Annotated in this window: 11 protein-coding genes and 1 tRNA gene; 4 read left to right on the top strand and 8 right to left on the bottom strand. The window is 66.3% G+C overall.

What is annotated here, in order from left to right; all coding sequences use genetic code 11:
• Positions 1 to 152: 152 nt before the first annotated feature.
• On the bottom strand, positions 153 to 644 hold the full coding sequence (locus EH199_RS22205; RefSeq protein WP_221885205.1) for an Lrp/AsnC family transcriptional regulator: 492 nt from the start codon (positions 642 to 644) through the stop codon (positions 153 to 155).
• Between the two features lie 80 nt (positions 645 to 724).
• Between EH199_RS22205 and EH199_RS22200 the strand changes: the two genes are divergently transcribed.
• Positions 725 to 1609 carry a phytanoyl-CoA dioxygenase family protein gene (locus EH199_RS22200; RefSeq protein ID WP_221885204.1) on the top strand — a complete coding sequence of 295 codons (885 nt, stop codon included), beginning with the start codon at positions 725 to 727 and terminating at the stop codon, positions 1607 to 1609.
• Between the two features lie 43 nt (positions 1610 to 1652).
• Here EH199_RS22200 and EH199_RS22195 read toward each other — a convergent pair.
• From EH199_RS22195 to EH199_RS22165, 6 genes are all read right to left on the bottom strand, one after another.
• Positions 1653 to 1729, bottom strand: a tRNA-Arg gene (locus tag EH199_RS22195).
• 373 nt (positions 1730 to 2102) lie between these two features.
• Positions 2103 to 3365, bottom strand: coding sequence for an Nramp family divalent metal transporter (locus EH199_RS22185; protein WP_124811256.1), 1263 nt, complete (start codon positions 3363 to 3365; stop codon positions 2103 to 2105).
• An 18-nt stretch (positions 3366 to 3383) separates the two neighbouring features.
• Complete coding sequence (locus tag EH199_RS22180) at positions 3384 to 4181, bottom strand: sulfite exporter TauE/SafE family protein (protein ID WP_124811258.1); 798 nt, start codon at positions 4179 to 4181, stop codon at positions 3384 to 3386.
• Positions 4178 to 5755: a bifunctional protein tyrosine phosphatase family protein/NAD(P)/FAD-dependent oxidoreductase gene (locus EH199_RS22175; RefSeq protein ID WP_124811255.1), complete on the bottom strand. Its 1578-nt coding sequence runs from the start codon at positions 5753 to 5755 to the stop codon at positions 4178 to 4180. The genes EH199_RS22180 and EH199_RS22175 overlap by 4 nt, the downstream gene beginning before the upstream one ends.
• Positions 5756 to 5789: 34 nt before the next feature.
• Positions 5790 to 6740 carry an MBL fold metallo-hydrolase gene (locus EH199_RS22170; protein WP_124811254.1) on the bottom strand — a complete coding sequence of 317 codons (951 nt, stop codon included), beginning with the start codon at positions 6738 to 6740 and terminating at the stop codon, positions 5790 to 5792.
• 512 nt (positions 6741 to 7252) lie between these two features.
• On the bottom strand, positions 7253 to 9058 hold the full coding sequence (locus EH199_RS22165) for an amidohydrolase family protein (protein ID WP_223806852.1): 1806 nt from the start codon (positions 9056 to 9058) through the stop codon (positions 7253 to 7255).
• Positions 9059 to 9532: 474 nt separating this feature from the next.
• On the opposite strand from EH199_RS22165, the gene EH199_RS22160 reads away from it, so the two are divergent.
• The 3 genes from EH199_RS22160 to EH199_RS22150 all read left to right on the top strand — a co-directional run bounded on the left by EH199_RS22160 (position 9533) and on the right by EH199_RS22150 (position 15420).
• Positions 9533 to 12610 (top strand): TonB-dependent receptor domain-containing protein, encoded by a 3078-nt coding sequence (locus tag EH199_RS22160; RefSeq protein WP_124811253.1) that lies wholly within the window; start codon positions 9533 to 9535, stop codon positions 12608 to 12610.
• Positions 12611 to 12761: 151 nt separating this feature from the next.
• Entirely contained in the window at positions 12762 to 14168 is a 1407-nt protein-coding gene (locus EH199_RS22155) for an amidohydrolase (protein WP_370449724.1), read from the top strand.
• A 1-nt stretch (position 14169) separates the two neighbouring features.
• On the top strand, positions 14170 to 15420 hold the full coding sequence (locus tag EH199_RS22150; RefSeq protein ID WP_124811251.1) for an amidohydrolase family protein: 1251 nt from the start codon (positions 14170 to 14172) through the stop codon (positions 15418 to 15420).
• 28 nt (positions 15421 to 15448) lie between these two features.
• Here the strand turns inward: EH199_RS22150 and EH199_RS22145 are convergent, their stop codons facing one another.
• Positions 15449 to 15940 carry an Lrp/AsnC family transcriptional regulator gene (locus tag EH199_RS22145; protein WP_370449723.1) on the bottom strand — a complete coding sequence of 164 codons (492 nt, stop codon included), beginning with the start codon at positions 15938 to 15940 and terminating at the stop codon, positions 15449 to 15451.
• Positions 15941 to 16050 lie beyond the last annotated feature (110 nt).

Here is a 16050-nt window from a genome sequence, read left to right as displayed (position 1 = left end):
ACAATACCAGCGCACCGCCCACAGGATCACATCACCCTGGAAATGGCGCCACTTGAAATCCGTCATCGTTCCGTCCGTCCAATCTCCGCCAAGCATGCTCAAGCTTCACGATTTTTGCAACAGAGCCTGCGAAAGCATGGTCGCCCCCTCTGTCAGGTCGCGTCTTGAGGGCTGTGATAGTTCGGCAACCTGTCGCGCCGACGGGCCTCGAAGACGATGGATGTTTCGATACGGGTGACGCCGGGCCGGCTCGTAAATTGATCGAGCGCCACGTCTTTCAAATGGAGCGTGTCGCGGACGGCGACATGCACGACCAGGTCGTAGCGTCCCGTGACTAGGTAAGCCGATCGCACTTCCGGGATCTCGGTGACATCCCGAAGGAAATCGTCGACCGTCTGACGCTTGTGCTTGGTCAGCCCGATCATGAGCAACGCCTCGAGACCGATGCCAAAAACCTTTGGATCGGCTTCCGCGTGCAGACCCTTCAGCGCGCCAGTCTCCCACAACCGGCGAATGCGTTGATGTGCGGAGGATGGGGCTAGGCCAACTTCCGCAGCGATCGCTTTGACCGTCGTGCGCGCGTCTTCCTGCAGAATGCCCAGAATGGCGAAATCTATTCGGTCAAGTTCGATGATATGCCTCAAATGCCATAATTCGTTCGTTTGAACGACAGATGAAGCGCCTCTATACGTCAACAGAAGGAAAACTACATAGGAAAATCGCCATGTCGCCGCTTGCCATGAACCGGTTGGAAACACTCTCCGACGTGCAGGTGGAGCAGTTTCGCGAGGAGGGTTTCCTCGCAGTTGAGAACGTCTTGCCTATGACGGCGGTCGAACAACTCCGCTCCCGCTTTGAACCGCTCTTCGCCGGAGACTTTGATACGGGCGTTTACCCGGACGAGTGGTACTGGCGAGAGGAACTGAGCAAACCTGACGTGACGCGGCACATGGCGAATGCCTGGAAAGCTGATCTCACGATCGCCGCGCTCAGCCTGTCTCAAGACCTTGGCAAAGCCGCCTGCCGTCTCACCGGGTGGCCAAGCGCAAAGCTCGGACAGGACACGATCTGGTGGAAGCCGCCCGGTGGGAAGCCGATCGCGTATCACCAAGACACGTCATTCATGGACTTCCTTGATCCCCAAGAGACGATCACCTTCTGGTTCGCCCTCGACGATGTGACCCGCCAAACCGGAACCCTCGAATACGCTCGCGGGTCACACAAATGGCCTTGCACGCCGATGCCTTCCAGCTTCCATGCGGCAGGGGATTATCGCGGCCAACTTCGCGCTGCCGCCCACGCCGCGAACGCACCGATGCCAGACATATACTATGCCGAGGTTCCGGCGGGGTCCGTCGTCATCCACGCCGGTGAAACCTGGCATGGGTCCGGACCTAACGGCTCCACCGGCCAAATGCGCCGGTCGATCGGGGTTCATCTCGTTTCCGGCCAAGCTCGATTTTCTGATCGGCGCGGAGGTTACATCTACCGGCGCTATCAGATCACCGGCGACGCCGGCCTCAACGAGAGCTTCTTCCCGATGCTGTGGTCCGCCGCCGGCGCAAGAACAACCTGGCTGGACGACTACTGCACGTCGGGCACGCGCTAGACAGTCGAGGTCCGGGGCTGCCTCGTCGACATTTAACGGTAGCTGGCGCACCCGACACGATTCGAACGTGTGGCCTCCACCTTCGGAGGGTGGCGCTCTATCCAGCTGAGCTACGGGTGCAGTCCGCCATCCCTACATGGATCGACGGTCGCCGGTCAACGCAAACCAGTGTGGGCCGATGCCAGTTCACCGCATTTCCGGCGGCTTGTCTCTGCGACATCCGAAGCGTAGCAAACTGCTTCCGTGGTGCTTCCGTGAGGATAAATCCGACCTTCGCGCCCACCGCTCGTTACAGGCTAAGTGCCTGAAAATTCGCCTAAAACATTCCATGCAGATGGGCGGAAAAGGGCTTGACGTCTGCCCTCCGAAGGCAGAGGTCACAGGTTCGAATCCTGTCGGGTGCGCCAGCTTTCCCAATATAACAAGCATTTGAAGTATAACCGCTTCTCGGCAGCGGTTATCCCGTCGATTGCGGCGTTTGGCTTCGCGGGACCTAGAGGAAGGTCAGAATCTGGTGAACGCACAGAATGATGAAGAGGATCGATGACAGCGCCAGCAAGAGGTTCGAGAGCCAGCCAGAGCGCCATTCGGGCGGCACGCCGGGTCGGTTGAGCAGCCACATCAGGGTGAGCGCGAGGAAGGGCATGAAGAATGCGCCGAAAGCGCCATAGGCGATGATGAGTGCGAAGGGCTGGCCCAGCGTCAGGAGAACCATCGGCGGGAAGGTCAGCCAGAGCACATAGAAGCGGAAGGCCGGGCTGGTTTCGAGATCGCTGCGATCCCCCGCGGCATGGGTGCCGCGCAGGTTCCGCACGAAGTCGGCGAACAGCAGCGAGACGCCCTGCCAGACGCCGAGGATCGACGAGAAGGTGGTGGCGACGAAGCCGATCAGGAAGACCGTCGCCACGGTCGCCCCGAAGCGCCTGGCCAGCACCGCCTCGAGGTCGAGCAGGCCGCGATCGCCGCCCGCCAGGCTGATCTGCGCCGCGTGCAGCAGTTCCGCGCCGACGATCAGCATCGCAACGACGAATATGCCGGTCACGACATAGGCCACGCGGTTGTCGAAGCGCATCATGCCCATCCAGCCCGGACTGTTCCAACCCTTGGCATTGACCCAATAGCCATAGGCGGCGAGCGTGATCGTGCCGCCCACGCCGCCGATCAGCCCCAGCGTGTAGATGGCCGAGCCTTCGGGAAGCTGTGGCACCAAGCCGCCCAGCGCATGGCCCAGATTGGGCGCGACCAGGATCGCCAGCCCGACCACGACGACGAACATCACTCCGATGAAGAACTTCATCGCCGCCTCGAAGATGGCATAGCGGTTGAGCAGCACGAAGGCCGCGCCCAGCACCCCCGAGAGCGCCCCCCAGGCCCAGAACGGCAGGACATCGGGAAACAGTGCCGCCAGTGGCAGCGCGGTCGCGCTCATCGCGGTTCCGCCATACACGAAGCCCCACAGGATGATGTAGAATCCGAAATACCACCCGGTCCAGCGGCCCAGCGAACGCCAGCCCTCCAGTATCGTCGATCCGGTTGCGAGGTGATAGCGGCCCGTCGCCTCGGCGAGCGCGATCTTGACGATGCAGCCGATCACGGCCGCCCACAGCAGCGCGTAGCCGAAGCGCGCGCCCGCGACGAGGGTGGCGACCAGGTCGCCCGCGCCGACGCCGGTTGCCGCCACGACGATCCCGGGGCCGACCAGCTTCCAGCGCGCCATGCCCGTGGGCGGCGCCTGCCGGGTGGTTTCTGGGTTCATCGATGCGTTCCCCCGCTCCTAGCCGGACGCCCCGGCCCAGATGGCCCCCGCGCTTTGCACCAGCATATAGGCGGCGACGAGGAAAATCAGGCCGGCGAAAACCGTGGCCAGCCCTCCGCGCGACGACAGGCGCCGCGCCGCGCGCGTGCCGGCAAGGCCGCCGAAGATTCCGCCCGCGATGAAGATCGCCGCCAGCGTCCAGTCGACAAGGCCGGAGAGCGCATAGCTTAGCGCGGTGGTGAGCCCGAAGGCGGTCACCGCGACGAGGCTGGTGCCCACGGCGTTGAGAATCGGCATCCTCGTCGAGGCGATCAGTCCGGGCACGATCAGGAAGCCGCCGCCGATGCCGAAGAAGCCCGATACCCCTCCGGTCGCGAGCCCGTAGCCCAGCACGCGGGGCGCATTGTGGCGGTTGCAGGCGGCGCCCTCGACCCCCGGATCCTTGCGCCTGCGGAGCATCAGCGCGCCGACCACGAGCATCAGCAGCGCAAAGAGGAAGAGAAGCCTCTGGCCATCGACCGCCTTGCCGAGCGTCGACCCCGCCAGCGCGCCCGCGATTCCGCTGCCCGCGTAGAGGAACCCGCAGCGCCATTTGACCGTGCCGGCGCGGGCGTGCTGCGCGAGCCCCGATGCGGCGTTGACCGCGACGGCGAGCGCGCTTGTCCCGATCGCCACATGCGGGTTCGGCACGCCGACGAGATAGACCATCAGCGGGACCGCGAGGATCGATCCGCCACCCCCGACGAGCCCGAGCGTGAAGCCCACGAGCCCGCCCGACAGCGCGCCGAGGAGATACTGGACGGCGTCGAGCGTCACATGGTCTGGCCGATGGGCCGCGGCGCGGCGAGCCATTCGCGGCCGCGCAGCATCCCGTGCCAGTAAACGGTCGGCAGGATCTTCGCCTTGAGCAGCCACGACAGCCGCGACGGACGCGTCCCTTCGATCAGCCATTTGGGGAAGGAGGGCAGCAGCTTGCCGCCATAGCCGAATTCGGCCAGCACGATCCTTCCGGCTTCGACGGTCAGCGGGCAGCTGCCATATCCGTCATAGGCCGCGACGGGCGCCGCACCATCGAGCGCGGCGAGCGCGTTGACCGCCACCACGGGCGCCTGCTTGCGCGCTGCGGCCGCCGTCTTGGCATTGGTGGTCGCCGCCACGTCGCCGAGCGCGAATACATTGGCATAGCCGGGATGGCGCAGGGTTGCCTCATCGACCGCGAGGAAGCCGGACGGTGCGGCGAGCGGGCTCGCGGCGATGAAGTCGGGGGCGACCTGCGGCGGCACGACATGGATCATGTCGTACTGCTCTTCGACCTGGCGCACCTCCTCGCCGCGCGTCTGCTCGAAGACCGCGACCTTCGCCGCGCCATCGATCGACACGAGGCGCGACCGGAGCTGGAGGTCGATGCCGTAGCGCGCGATATAGGCCTCGAGCGCGGGAACATAGGCGGCGACCCCGAACAACGCGGGGGTTGCCGCATGGAACTGGACCCGGGCCCGGTCGAGCACCCCTTCGCGCTCCCAGCGATGGCAGGCGAGATACATCGCCTTTTGCGGTGCGCCGGCGCATTTGATCGGCATCGGCGGCTGGGTGAACAGGGCTCGCCCGCCCCGGAATTCGCGGGTCAGGCGGTTGGTGTAGGGCGCGAGATCATATCGGTAGTTGGAAGTCACGCCGCCCTGGCCGAGCGCCGAGGGAAGGCCGGGAATCGCGTCCCAGTCGAGTTTCAGGCCTGGGCATACGACCAGCACGCGGTATGAAAGCGTGCGCCCATCGGCGAGAACGACGCGATCGTTCGCGGGGTCGAAGGAAGCCGCCGCGGCGCGTATCCATTCGACCCCGGCGGGGATCAGCGCCGCCTCCTCGCGCCGCGTATCCTCGGGCGCGAAGATGCCGCCGCCGACCATCGTCCAGCCCGGCTGGTAGTAGTGATCCCCGCTCGGCTCGACGATCGCGAGGCGGATGCCGGGCCGCCGCCGGAGGATGCTGGCCGCGGTCGCTATTCCCGCGCTGCCGCCGCCGATGACGAGGATATCCCAGGTCGAGGCATCGCCGCCCTTGCCCACCGCCGCCGCCATTGTGGCGAGCTGTTCCGAGCGGGCACCCGAACGGCAGTAGGCGAGCACGGGCGCAGGAAGCTCGGCGAGCGCGCGCGCCATCGCCGCAACATCGCCTTGCCCATATCCCGCAGCCACCGGGACATGGGCGAAGCGCAGGCCATGCGCCTCGGCCGCCGCCGCGATCGAGGCGGCGGTCGGTTGACCCGCCTCCTCGCCGTCGGGCCGGTTGCAGATGATCGAGCGGACGCCCGATGCCGCGATAGCGGCCATGTCGGATGCGGCGATCTGCGGTGACACGCGAAGCGCCGGCGTCAGAGTCTTGGGGGTCATGGTGTCTCCGTTCGCAAGTCGGGGAGGGCGGCCTTCACAGCCGGTCGACGGGGATTTTGAGGTAGACGGTGCCGTTCGGCTCGGCTGGCGGGAGGCGGCCGGCACGCATGTTCACCTGCACCGACGGCAGGAGCAGCTGGGGCATCGCGAGCCCGGCGTCGCGGGCGCGGCGACGGGTGACGAACTCTTGTTCCGAAATGCCGTCGCGGGCGTGGATATTGGCGGCGCGTTGCGCGGCCACCGTCGTCTCCCACGCATGGTCCTGCCGTTCTTCGGTCAGGTAATCATGGCACATGAACAGCGGGGTCTCGCCCGGCAGTTGGAGAATACGCCGCAGCGAACGGAACAGCGTGCCCGCGTCGCCGCCCGGGAAATCGGCGCGTGCCGAGCCGTAATCGGGCATGAACATGGTATCGCCGACGAACACCGCGCCCCCGATCACATAGGCGACGCAAGCCGGCGTATGGCCGGGAACATGAAGCACCGTGACCGGCAGCGCGCCGATCGCGAAGCGGTCCCCATCGGACCACAGCCGGTCGAAGTCCGAGCCGTCGCGGCGGAAGTCGGCCCCGGCGTTGAATATCTCGCCGAACACCGCCTGCACCTCGCGGATGTGTTCGCCTATCGCGATCTGCCCGCCGACTGCCTCGCGCAGCCAAGGTGCCGCCGAAAGATGGTCGGCGTGCGCGTGGGTCTCGAGCAACCAGTCGATCGCGATGCCCTCGGCGCGCACATGATCCAGAATGGCCTGGGCCGAGCCGGTCGAGGTCCGCCCCGCCGCCGCGTCGTAATCGAGCACGCTGTCGATCACCGCGCCGCGCATGGTCACGGGGTCGTGGACGACATAGCTGATCGTCGAGGTGGCGGGATCGAAGAAGGCGCGCACCGCCGCCGCTCCGCGCGATGTCGCCGCGATCTGCGCGGAGGCGGATGCGAGCGCGGCATCTCCGCTTCCTCCGGTCTCGAGGTGATGAAAGGCGCTCATGAGGGTGTCGTGCCGGGATGCAGGAGTGCGGGTTCGAGGCGCTGGCGCTGGTGCTGGTGCCCGGGACCGGCCGCGCGCGGCTGTGCCGCCGTCCAGCCGCCTGTCGCCGACGGATCGGGCATGGGGGCCGACCCCGCGGGGAGCGGCAGGCAGGGCAGTTTCGCGATCATGGCAGGCAGCGACTCCTTGCGGGGCGAGGACGGGCGCTTGATTCGGCCTGACAGGCCCGCCCTCATTGGCTGAGACGCAGCGCGTCGGGCGGACCCCACCAGCCGTTCATCCAGCCGGCGATGCGCGCTCCCCGGCTTCGGAACTCGCTCGCCTCGCCAGGGCCTTGCCGAAGTGGGCCTGGAATTTGGGGCCAGCTTCGCCGCTCGCGCGGGGCCGCAGTCCCGTCACGCAGATGCCGGAAATGCAGCAAGCCGCGCCGCCCGCACCGCCACGGGTGCCGGCGTGGATGGGGGTGTTCCGGCGATGCGGCGCGCGGGCCGCCGCTTCAACAAAAGCCGAGTTCAGTAAAAGCCGAGGTTGTCGATTTCGCCCCAGGCGCTCGCGCCCGCTTCGCGCATGACCACCACGCCGACCTGCACCAGGTCGTCGCCGCGCCATGCGGGAACGGGCGCGTTCTCGCGCCGCGGACGGGTCGGGACGAGGGCGCTGAAGGGCACGCGCAGTTCCGTCCAGTCTTCCTTCGCCTCGACAGAGGCGGTCCATTCGCCCGCGAGCGTGTTGACGACCACGAGGTAGCGGCCCGCCCCGCGCATATCGAGGCGCACGCCTGTGAAGCCGCGCGCATCGACCGGGGTCACCGAGCCCCGGCTGAGCGGTACGAGGACACCGCCCTCCGGCTTCTCCTTGGGCGACATCTCGACCGCGAAGGCAAGGGCGTTGCCGCCGCCGCCGGGATGGGTCACGCGATTGGTCACCACGCGCGAACGCTCGACGCCGCCATCCATGTCGACGAGCCGCAGGGTGTCGAGGGTGCTGCGTCCGTCGGTGCGCTCGAAATCATCGATCAGCGGCGCGGCGGGGACCGCCGGCAGCGCGGTCGCAAGATTGCCCGGAGACCGCCTGGCACCGGCGCCGTGGACCAGCTTGCCGTCGACAAACACCCGCTCGATCTTTCGCACGTCGCCGATCGTCTCCCACGGCGCGCCATCGATCAGGACAAGGTCCGCGCGCTTGCCCTTCTCGATCGTGCCGCGATCGCCGAGCAGCCCGAGTGCCAGCGCGCTGTTCGAGGTGCCTGCGAGCAGCGCCGCCTTGGGAGTCAGCCCGGCCGCGACCAGCAGCTCCATTTCCTGCAAGGTCGAGATGCCGTGTTTCGCGCTTCCGATGCCCGCATCGGTTCCCAGCGCGATGGGCACCCCGGCAGCGGCCAGCTTGCGGACATTCTCCTCGGCATAGCCATATTTGCGGATACGCAGCCGAGTCGCTTCATCGTCCTTGCGCCCCGGCCCCATCTCGTCGGGTCTGAGCTGATAGATCGCGAGCGTGGGCGCGTAGGAGGTACCGGCCTTCCTGATCGCGGCCACCGCGTCATCGTCCAGCACGCCGTCCTGAATGCTGTGCGCGATCACGTCGATGCCGGCCTGCGCCGCGAGCTTGCCGCGCTCGACCGTTACGGTGTGGGTGAGGACGCGCTGGCCGTTCTTGTGCGCCTCCTCCGCGATCGCGGTGAGCGTCTCGACGTTCATGGAGGTTTCCTCGGGCAACTGGCCATAGCGCCAGCCATCCGCGAACACCTTGATGAAATCGGGCTTGTAGGGCTGAAGTGCCTGCACCTCGCGCCGCGCACTCTCTGCGGTCGCGACCCATTTGGTGGTGCTGGTATCGCCCCAGTCGGCACCATGGCCGCCCGGCGTGCTCATCCGCGCCACGAAGTTGACGTGCGGCGCCTCGATGCCGGCGAGCCAGGCGCGGCGCGGGGCAAAGGCTTCGGGCTGCTGGTGGAAATCATTCACCGTCGTCACGCCGCTCTCGAGATAGGCGCTGGCGATCTGGGGAAGCGTACGCGGCGAGCCTGCCGGCGACCAGTGAGTATGGACGTCGATGAAGCCGGGCAGCAACGCCTTGCCCTCTGCGCGGACGACCGTCGCGCGGGGGGGTATCCTCACATCGGCTCCGACGGCCTCGATCCGTCCGCCGCGCACGATGACCGTGCCACGGAACGGCGCCGTTCCGGTCGCGTCGAAGATGGTCGCACCAGTGATCGCGACGATCTCGTCGCCCGGATTCGCGAGCGCCGCCGGGCCAGTCCAGCCGAGTCCGGCCGCCATGGCTGTTCCAGCTGCGAGCATCTTGCGAAACCTGGCCACGTCGATCTTCTCCTCGGCTGATTGTCCCACCCTGCTGTGACGCAGCCGTGGCGGGCGACCCCACCGCCCATCCGGCAGGACCATTCATGTGTCGGGGCAGCTCTCCACCCCACGCAAACGGTGTCGTCAAGGGTGCCTATTGCGTTGATTTCGGCATAGCGGCGGGGGTTCCGCGCCATCGTCCCATCGTCCAGCCGAGGGAGATTGCAGGCACCTGGCTGCCGTGGATTTTCACTCTGGCGGTCCAGCCGAACCTGCCCGGCGAGATCAGCGACTGGCCAGGAGACGATACCCGGGAGGCCGCTATGGCTCTCCCAGTATAAAATTGCTCCGCCATGTAACCCCCTGAAATTTTCCGCCAAGCTAGGGTGGGGATTTTCGCGGGCATTGCGTCACAGCACATTAAGATGGACGCCAACGATCCATCCGTTTGCATGGATGGACGATACAGGGTCGATAACGAGGGGCAAACGCATGCTTGTTGAGAAATTGTCATTTTGCAGGGCTTTGCTGCTGGCATCGTCGTCGCTGTGCCTGGCCGGGACCGCTTTTGCGCAGGACAGCGCGCACGAAAGCGAGACCGCCGCGAACGAATCTCCCGAGTCCGAGATCGTGGTAACCGGAAGCCGCATTATCGGTTCGAAGATCACCGAAGCCTTGCCTGTCACCATCGTTGGCGAAAGCGAGATCGCGGCGACCGCCGCAATCTCGGGCGACGATCTCTTCCGCTCGATCCCGCAGATGGGCGATGTCTCGTTCAACAGCAGCAACGGCCAGACGAGCAGCAATTTTGCGCGCGGTGATATCGGCTCGATCGATCTGCGTGGCCTCGGCGTTGGCAACACGCTCGTGCTGCTCAATGGCCGCCGCGTCGTCCAGCATCCGGGCAGCCAGGCAAGCGCCTCGCTCGCGCCTGTCCTCACCTACAACACCAATGCGATCCCCGTTTACGGAGTCCAGCGCGTCGAAGTGCTGCGCGATGGCGCGGCTGCTCTTTACGGCACCGATGCCGTCGCGGGCGTCGTCAACACCGTGCTGCGCGACAATATCGACGGCGGCAGCCTGTCGCTGCAATATGGCGGCGCCGAGGGCACGCGGCTGCGCGAATTCAACGCCTCCGGCTATCTCGGCAAGGATCTGGCCGAAAGCCGCGGCAATATCTCGCTGCTATTCAACTACACGCGGCGCAGCGCGCTGACCTCGCAGGATCAGGATTTCACCGCCACCGCCGACCACCGCGATTTCGCCGATTTCGCGGGCACGGTCTTTGCGGGCAACAATGCGCTCGACGATCGCAGCCCGCTTTCGCCGTGGGGCGATTTCAGCACCGGCGTCCGCGTCCGGCGCAACGGGGCCAATGTCACCTCCACCGCCGGCGCCTTCTCGCTTCAGCCGACGGCGAACGGGGGCTGCTCGGCCACGCTCGCCAACGATATCTGCATCGACGACGGCACCCGCGCCACCACGGGCGCGGACCGCAACACGCGCTGGAATGCCCAGGCGAATTATCCGATCTCGATCTCGCCCGAGCTCGACCGGGTCAACGTGTTCGCCAGCGGCCACTATGAACTCAGCGACGCCGTGACGCTGTTCGGGGAGGCCGGCTATTACTACGGCAGGACGCGCAGCACCCAGGACAGCGTCTTCACGATCGGTTCGATCCGCATGTCGATCCCGTCGTCGAATTACTGGAATCCGTTCGGCCCGGTGACCTTCGCCAACGGCAGCACCAATCCGAACCGGCTGTCCGGGATCGACGCCCCGGCCGCCGGCCTGCCGGTGACAATGACCAACTACCGCTTCACCGACATGGGGCCGACGATCGTCGACGTGACCAATCGCCAGTATCGCGCGGTGCTTGGCCTTCGCGGCGATGCGCTCGGCTTCCACTGGGAAAGCGCCCTCGTCTATTCGGAGGCATCGGTGCGCGACACCCAGGACGGGATCAGCGCCACGCTGCTCCAGCGCAATCTCGCGCTCTCGACTCCCGATGCCTACAATCCGTTCAACGGCGGCAATCCCGCCGATCCCACCGGCATCGACACAAGCCCCAGCAATCAGGCCGCTCTCGACGCGATCCGCATAAAGACGGTTCGCCGTGGCAAGGCGACGCTCGCGATGTGGGATTTCAAAGCGTCCAAGGCCGATCTCTTTGCGCTGCCCGCCGGCGATGTGGGCATGGCGATCGGCGGCGAGGTGCGGCGCGATTCGCAACTCGACGATCGCGACCAGCGGGTCGACGGCACGATCACCTGGACCGACACCGTCGCCGGCATCGTCCAGCCGAGCGACCTCTTCGGGGTCAGCCCGACGCCGGATACCAGGGGCTCGCGCACGGTCATGGCGGCCTATGCCGAATTCGCGGTTCCACTCGTTTCGCCGGAGATGAACGTCCCGCTCATTCGCAGCCTCAATCTCCAGCTTGCGGGACGCTACGAGCATTATTCCGACTTCGGCAGCATCGCGAAGCCGAAGGTCGCCGCTGCCTGGGATCTGTTCGATGGCTGGCGCATCCGCGCCTCATGGGCGCAGGGTTTCCGTGCGCCCAACCTCGAGCAGACCAATGCGACCGTCGTGACCCGCGGGAACACGCGCACCGACTATATCCGCTGCGAGGCGGACCTCCGGGCGGGCCGCATCACGAGCTTCAGCAATTGCGCCCAGGGTTTCGTCACCACGGGCCGCCGCGCGGGCAATCCCGACCTCAGCCCGGAAACCTCCTCGACCTTCACCGTCGGGACCGTGCTCCAGCCATCGATCTTCAACAGCGGCAATCTCCGCACGACCTTCACGGTCGATTACTGGCAGGTGAAGCAGCAGGGCATCGTGGGCGTTTACGGCGAAGGCAATGCGCTCATCAGCGACTATCTCCTGCGCCTCCAGGGTTCGACCGATCCCAATGTGGTGCGGCTGGCGCCGACGGCCGATGATATCGCGCTTTTCGCCGGGACCGGAATCGCGCCGGTCGGCCAGGTGCAATACGTCGACGACAGGTATCGCAATCTTGAACCGCAAACGGTGCGCGGCATCGATTTCGGGCTCAACCTGTCGTTGCGCGACACCGGCATCGGCAGTTTCGATCTCAACGCCAATGCGGCCTATCTGCTCGAATATTTCCGCGATGCCTCGCCCGATATCCAGACACTGCTCGATGCGCGGGCGGCGGGTCAGATCAACATCGATACGATCATTCCCGCAGGCGGAAGCCTCCTCCGACTGGACGGGCTTCCCAAGTGGCGCGGTTCCGCCGCCCTCACCTGGAAGCTCGGCCAGGTCACCGCGGGCGGCTTCGTCAGCTACACCGGCAGCGTCCTCGACCAGGACATCACGGTGGCCGGCGAGAATCTGACGCTCAAGGCCTACACCACCGGAAGCCTCTATCTGCAGTATGACTTCGACGGCGGGTTCACCGACGGCACACAGCTCAGGGTCGGGGTGCGGAACATCACCAATGCTCGCCCGCCGCTGGATTCGAGCGCGTTCGGCTACATGGGCTCGCTCTACTCGCCGAACCCCCGCTATTGGTATGTGAGCGTGAGGAAGAATTTCTGACATGCGCTCGCCGATCCGACCGCCGCGTATCCCCCCGCGCGGCGGTCGAATTGCCGCCCGTTCCATCGTTGCCGCAGAAAGTGATCCCGGCGTGACACGACAGCTTCCACAGACATCCCCGCGCCAATGCGATCGCCGTGCCGCGCGGACCGTGCTTCTCGGCACTGCGCTGGCGCTGCTCGCCGGCTGTTCGGCCGCGTCATCCTCGGCGCGCCCGGCGGCGACGCCGCCCCCTCCTCCGAGCGCGGCGCCCGCACCCGCGCCAGCGCCCTTCGCAAGCACTTACAAGCCTCTACCCGCGGCCGACACCGCGATCGTGGGCGCCTCGATCCTCACGGGCACGGGGGCGCGGATCGACAATGGCACCGTGCTGATGGCGGCGGGTAAGATCCTCGCGGTCGGCACCGACATCGCGGTCCAGCCGGGGGTCCGCGTGATCGACGGCCGCGGCAAATGGGTAACGCCCGGTATCATCGACGCGCACTCGCATCTGGGCGTTTTCGCGGCCCCCGGAGTTCAGGGCCACGCCGACGGAAACGAGAATATCGACCCCTATACCGCGCATGTCTGGGCCGAGCATTCGGTCTGGCCACAGGATCCGGTTTTCACCAAGGCGCGCGCCGGCGGCGTCACCAGCCTGCTCATCCTGCCGGGTTCGGCCAATCTTTTCGGCGGCCGCGGCGTCAGCGTGAAGAACGTGCCCGCCGTCACCGTGCAGCAGATGAAATTCCCGGACGCGCCCTACACGCTCAAGATGGCGTGCGGCGAGAATCCCAAGGGCCGCTACGGCAGCCGCGGCCGCGCTCCTGCCACGCGGATGGGCGAAGTCGCGGGATTCCGCCGCGCGTGGATCGATGCCGCCGAATACGGCCGCAAGGTCGATGCCTATGAGAAGAAGCGCGCGCGCGGCGAAGCGGCCGAGGCGCCCAAGCGCGACCTCGGGCTCGAAACCCTAGCGGGCGTGCTCAAGGGCGATATTCTCGTCCAGAACCATTGCTACCGCGCCGACGAAATGGCCGTGATGCTCGATGTCGGCCACGAGTTCGGTTACAAGACGCGCGCGTTCCACCACGCGGTCGAGGCCTACAAGATCGCGGACATGCTTGCCGCCGAGGATGTCTGTGTCGCCACCTGGGCGACCCGCTGGGGCTTCAAGATGGAAGCCTATGACGCGATCGAGGAAAATGCCGCCATCCTGAGCAAGGCCGGCGCCTGTGTTGCAATCCATTCGGACGAGCAACGTCTTGTCCAGCGCCTCAACATCGAAAGTGCCGTGGCGCTCGCCGCCGGCCGCCGCGCCGGTATCGACATCCCGCAGGAAGAGGCGATCAAATGGATCACCATCAATCCTGCCAGGATCATGGGAATTGCCGACAGGACGGGATCGCTCGAACCCGGCAAGATGGCCGATGTCGTGCTGTGGAGCAGAAATCCCTTCAGCGTCTACGCGATCGCGGAAAAGGTGTTCATCGACGGCGCGCTCGTCCTCGACACGAGCGATCCCGCCACACGCTACCGAAGCGATTTCGAGATCGGCCAGCCGGTCGGGGAGGAATGAGATGACGCGTCAATTTCCCGCCTTCGCCGCCCTGTCGCTGATCCTCGCGGCGGCGGCAGCCGGCCCCGCCGCAGCACAGTCCTTCGCGATCACCAACGCGCATGTCGTCACGTCCGGTCCCGTCGGCGAGGTCGAGAATGGCACGATTGTCGTGCGCGACGGTCGCATCGTTGCCGCCGGCAGCGGCGTCGCGGTTCCCGCCGGGGTCCGCACCATCGACGCCAGGGGTGCGACGGTCACGCCCGGCCTCATTGCGGTGAACACCGCGCTCGGGCTTGTCGAGGTCAATTCGGTCGATGGATCGGTGGACAGCAAGACCACCAATTCCGGGATCAGCGCTTCGTTCGATGTTCAGTACGGCCTCAACCCCGCTTCCACGCTGATCCCGATCGCGCGCCTCGGCGGCGTGACCCGTGCCGTGGTGATGCCGGATTACGACGATAGCGACGTGGCGCGCGAGCTGCCCTTCGCCGGCAAGGCCGCGATGATCTCTCTCGGCGAGGGCGCGAATATCCTCCACCGCCCCGGTATCGGCATGATGCTCGAACTGGGCGAGGACGGAGCCGCGCGGGTCGGCGGCTCGCGCGCCGCCGAGTTCGTTCAGCTGCGCCAGATCTTCGACCTCGCGCGCCAGCCCCCGCGCGAGGAATATCCCTTCGAACTGTCACAGGCCGATCTGGCCGCGCTCCGGCCGGTGCTCTCGGGTGCCATGCCGCTGATCGTCGTCGTGCACCGCGCCGCCGACATCCGGCAGGTCCTGAAGCTCGCCAGCGACTACAAGCTGAAGATCATCCTGAGCGGCGCCGAGGAGGCCTGGCGCGTGGCGGGGGAGATCGCGGCGGCCAGGGTTCCGGTTCTCATCAACCCGACCTCCAACATTCCGTCGAGCTTCGACATGCTCGGCGCCTCGCTTCAGAACGCCTCGATCCTGAAGGCTGCCGGGGTCGAGATCGCGATCGGCGGCAATGATGCCGGCCACCGCGTGCGCGAGATGCGCTACAACGCCGGGCTCGCGGTGTCGCGCGGGCTTCCCTATGCGGCGGGCATCGAGGCGCTGACCCTCGCGCCGGCGCGGATCTTCGGGGTCTCGGATCTGCTCGGCTCGATCGCTCCCGGCAAGGCGGCCGACATCGTGATATGGGACGGCGATCCGCTGGAGCCTCTCACCCAGCCGACGGCGATCTTCATCGCGGGCAAGGAACAGCCGCTGACCTCGCGGGCCACGGAGCTCGGCAAGCGCTACGCACGCTGACCCCCGGCGCCGCGCCCGTCCCGCAAGGTCAGGACGGGCGCGGCGTGAGCGGGAGCGCGGTGGTGAACTTGATCTCCTCCATCGAGAAGGCCGAGCTTACGTCGGTAAGTCGGATCGAACGGATGATGCGCCGATAGACCGCGTCATAAGCGGCCATGTTCTCAACCCTCAGCTTGAGCAGATAATCGACATCGCCGGTCATGCGGTAGAATTCGACGACCTCGGGAATGTCGCGGATCGCCGAGTTGAGCATTTCGAGCCAGGCCTCGCTATGCTCGGATGCGCGCAGGCTTACGAAAACGGTGAGATCGAGCCCCAGCGCGCCGGCGTCGAGGATCGTCACGCGGCGCGAGATCACGCCGCTCTCCTCCAGTCGCTTTATCCGCCGCCAGCACGCATTCTGCGACATATGGACCCGGGCGGCGACGGCAGCCACCGACAGCGCCGCATCTTCCTGCAGGACGCCCAATATCCGGATATCGGCATCGTCGAGTGAAACGCGGGGCTCTGTTGCAAAGATTGGCGGCAGTCAGAGGTAGGCTGTCGCTCTGCGCCGATCAGGCGGCTGCTGCGAAATGGTGGTTGAGCATGCCCATGGCCTCCGTCAGCGCCGAGGGCCCAATGCCAAAA

This window comes from Novosphingobium sp. LASN5T, from assembly GCF_003856955.1.
Lineage (GTDB): Bacteria > Pseudomonadota > Alphaproteobacteria > Sphingomonadales > Sphingomonadaceae > Novosphingobium.
This window is presented reverse-complemented; position numbering and strand designations above follow the sequence as displayed.

What these genes read in the sequence shown, in the direction of transcription:
- EH199_RS22200 (WP_221885204.1), top strand. Translation starts at nt 725, where the DNA reads ATGTCGCCGCTTGCCATGAACCGGTTGGAAACACTCTCCGACGTGCAG.
- EH199_RS22185 (WP_124811256.1), bottom strand. Translation starts at nt 3,365, where the DNA reads ATGAACCCAGAAACCACCCGGCAGGCGCCGCCCACGGGCATGGCGCGC.
- EH199_RS22175 (WP_124811255.1), bottom strand. Translation starts at nt 5,755, where the DNA reads ATGACCCCCAAGACTCTGACGCCGGCGCTTCGCGTGTCACCGCAGATC.
- EH199_RS22170 (WP_124811254.1), bottom strand. Translation starts at nt 6,740, where the DNA reads ATGAGCGCCTTTCATCACCTCGAGACCGGAGGAAGCGGAGATGCCGCG.
- EH199_RS22160 (WP_124811253.1), top strand. Translation starts at nt 9,533, where the DNA reads ATGCTTGTTGAGAAATTGTCATTTTGCAGGGCTTTGCTGCTGGCATCG.
- EH199_RS22150 (WP_124811251.1), top strand. Translation starts at nt 14,170, where the DNA reads ATGACGCGTCAATTTCCCGCCTTCGCCGCCCTGTCGCTGATCCTCGCG.